Genomic DNA, 2,439 nt, shown 5'->3' with positions numbered 1-2,439 from the left:
CGGCAGCGTCGGGGAGATCCGCAGCGACGGGCCGTGCCGCCGGTGTTGCCCCCGGCAGCACGACGAACCATGAGCCGAGCACTCAGCCGCCGACCTTCTGCTTCGTGGTCCAGAAGTCGCCGTCGTCGCTGCTCCCCTCGGAGTAGCTGCCAGCGGCCAGGCCGGCGACGGTGCCCACGAGGACGGCCGTCGGCGCCTCGTACTCCTCGGCGGTCTCGTTCACCTGCATCGTGCTTCCTCTCGGTCGGTGTGGTGTAGTGCCGCACGCGTATCGGCGGGCTCTCCAGGCGGAGGCCCTGCGCCTGGCGTCGGCCGCCCTGAAAAGCGACCGACACCGGCGTCCGCCCGGCCGGTGTGCCTGCAGTTGGGAATGCGGGCGAGTCCCTGGCGGCTGCGTCCAGTCAACGACGGACAAGCCACGGCCGGGGAGACGGAATTCACGACTACGTGAGCGCGTCGGGGCGGAAGTTTTGAGCTTCCCTTTGCATATCGCCGTGCGCATGGCGTGATGGACGCACTACCGTACGCACATGGGTGAAAATGCCGCCCTCCGCCGAAGGATGCTCGAACTGGAGCTGAGCCAGGCAGAGTTGGCTCACCGCGTGAACATCGAGACCGAGAACAGGACCGGACGGTACGGAACCTGCACCATCCGCACCGTCCGGGACTGGCTCAACGGGAAGACCGGATGGCCCCACGAGAAGCAACGGTTGGCATTGGAGGCAGTATTCGAGTGCACGGCCGAAGAACTCGGCTTCACCCCACGGGGCGCATCGCGCCCCGCGTCGCCACCGGAGGAAGACGTGCGACGGCGAACCTTCGTGACTTCCGGGCCGACCGCGGCAGCAGCGGCGGCCGTCCCGAGCCTCTCCAACCGGACCACCATCGGCTCATCCGACGTGCTGAGACTGCGCGCTGGCCTGGAAACCCTTGACGCTCTGGACGACCACCAGGGTGGGCACGCCGCTCTGGAACGCGCCGCGCTCGCCGGCGCCCGACAGGTGCTCGACACGCAGCAGAACGGCAGCGCGAGCGAACGCGTCCGCCGCCGACTCTTCAGCGTGGCGGCCGACTTCGTGGCCGTTGCGGCCTGGTCGTGCATCGATGCCCGCGACCTCGACCGCGCCGAGCAACACCTCGACACCTGCATGCGCCTGGCAGGTCTGGCGCAGGACACCACTGCCCAGTTCCGCGCCTGGAACAGTGTTGCGATGCTCGCGCACCAACGGCACCGGCACTCCGAGGCCGTTGCAGCCGCGCAGGCCGCACAGGCCGTCGGCATCACCCGCCGCGACCCGTTCTTCGCCTCCCTTGCCCACGCCCGCACGGCGATCGGCCACTCCAACCTGGAGAATCGTCAGGCAGCCCTACGGTCGATCGGGCTCGCGGCCGACGCGCTCGGCCGTTCCCGGGATATGCCACGGCCGAGCTGGATCGCCTTCTACGGCCTGGCGGAGCTTCACGCTCTGACCGCCATCGTCCGCTACCGGCTGGGCGACTCAGAGCAGGCCGAGGGCGCATCCCATCAAGCCCTCGCCATGCTTCCCGAGCAGTTCCGCCGGAACAGGGCGCTTGCCACCATCCGGCTTGCTCTCGCCCAGCTCCACCAAGGCGACATGGAGTTGGCGACCGCCACCGCCGGAAGCGTCTTCGGCCTCATGGACGGCGCCCCACTTCCCGGCCGCATGCGTACGCTGCTCGGCGATTTCCACCGCGACCTGCTGACTCTTTCGGCGAACGCCCCCGCTGCGCGAGAGTGGGCGGACCGCTTCCGTACCGAATGGAGTCAATCTTGATTGAACTGCGGCAGTACCAGTACGGCGAACTGCCCGAGAACTTCGGGCAGATGCTGCTCGATGTCCACGCGGACGCCTACGCGGACCAGATGCACGACCCGTTCGTCCAGAGGTTCCCCTGGTTCGTGGACCACTGGAGCGGCCTGCCCGGCTTCACGTGCGTCGTCGGCTTCGAGGACGGCCAGCCGGTCGGCTTCTGTTACGGGGCTCCGCTCGTACAGGGCCGCGAGTGGTGGCGCGAGCATATCCATCCCGCTCCGGAGGCGACCGCCACGTTCGGCGTCTCCGAGCTGATGGTCCGTCCCCGCTGGCGCAAGACCGGAATCTCCGAACGCCTGCACGCCGCCCTGGTCGACAACCGCCCGGAAGCCCTCGCGGTGCTCCTGGTCGACCCTGACCACCCCAAGGTCCAGTCTCTCTACGAGTCCTGGGGCTACACGCAGGTGGGCCTTCGGCAGCCCTTCCCCGACTCTCCCCGGTATGCCGTGATGGTTCGGGAGCTGGCGCCGGCCTCCGGTGGCCCCTGAGCGACGGTGTGGCCCGCGGGACGTGAGTCCCGCGTCCGAGCCACCGCAACCCCGGTGGCTCGGACGCGGGAAGCCACCCGGCAAGCCACAAGCCCTTCGGTCCTCTAGCGGTCCAC

General features: G+C 69.0%; 3 protein-coding genes. 2 read left to right on the top strand and 1 reads right to left on the bottom strand.

Features of this window, described 5'->3' with window-relative positions; genetic code table 11:
• Positions 1–82: 82 nt before the first annotated feature.
• A complete protein-coding gene (locus tag AB0O00_RS35735) occupies positions 83–229 on the bottom strand; it encodes a hypothetical protein (RefSeq protein WP_363658870.1) in 147 nt (48 codons plus the stop codon).
• Between the two features lie 301 nt (positions 230–530).
• Between AB0O00_RS35735 and AB0O00_RS35730 the strand changes: the two genes are divergently transcribed.
• Together AB0O00_RS35730 and AB0O00_RS35725 are read left to right on the top strand one after the other, a co-directional pair.
• Entirely contained in the window at positions 531–1,796 is a 1,266-nt protein-coding gene (locus AB0O00_RS35730) for a helix-turn-helix transcriptional regulator (protein ID WP_363658869.1), read from the top strand.
• Positions 1,781–2,323, top strand: a complete 543-nt coding sequence (locus AB0O00_RS35725; RefSeq protein WP_363658868.1) for a GNAT family N-acetyltransferase — start codon at positions 1,781–1,783, stop codon at positions 2,321–2,323. Before AB0O00_RS35730 ends, AB0O00_RS35725 begins: the two co-directional genes overlap by 16 nt.
• Positions 2,324–2,439 lie beyond the last annotated feature (116 nt).

The sequence above is a fragment of the Kitasatospora sp. NPDC093558 genome (assembly GCF_040683475.1).
Taxonomy (GTDB): Bacteria; Actinomycetota; Actinomycetes; order Streptomycetales; family Streptomycetaceae; genus Kitasatospora.
The sequence above is the reverse complement of the archived record's forward strand: the minus strand, read 5'-3'. Positions and strand labels throughout refer to the sequence as shown.

Excerpts from the sequence above, each read along its gene's own strand:
- AB0O00_RS35725 (WP_363658868.1), top strand. The coding sequence starts at position 1,781 with ATGGAGTCAATCTTGATTGAACTGCGGCAGTACCAGTACGGCGAACTG.
- AB0O00_RS35735 (WP_363658870.1), bottom strand. The coding sequence starts at position 229 with ATGCAGGTGAACGAGACCGCCGAGGAGTACGAGGCGCCGACGGCCGTC.
- AB0O00_RS35730 (WP_363658869.1), top strand. The coding sequence starts at position 531 with ATGGGTGAAAATGCCGCCCTCCGCCGAAGGATGCTCGAACTGGAGCTG.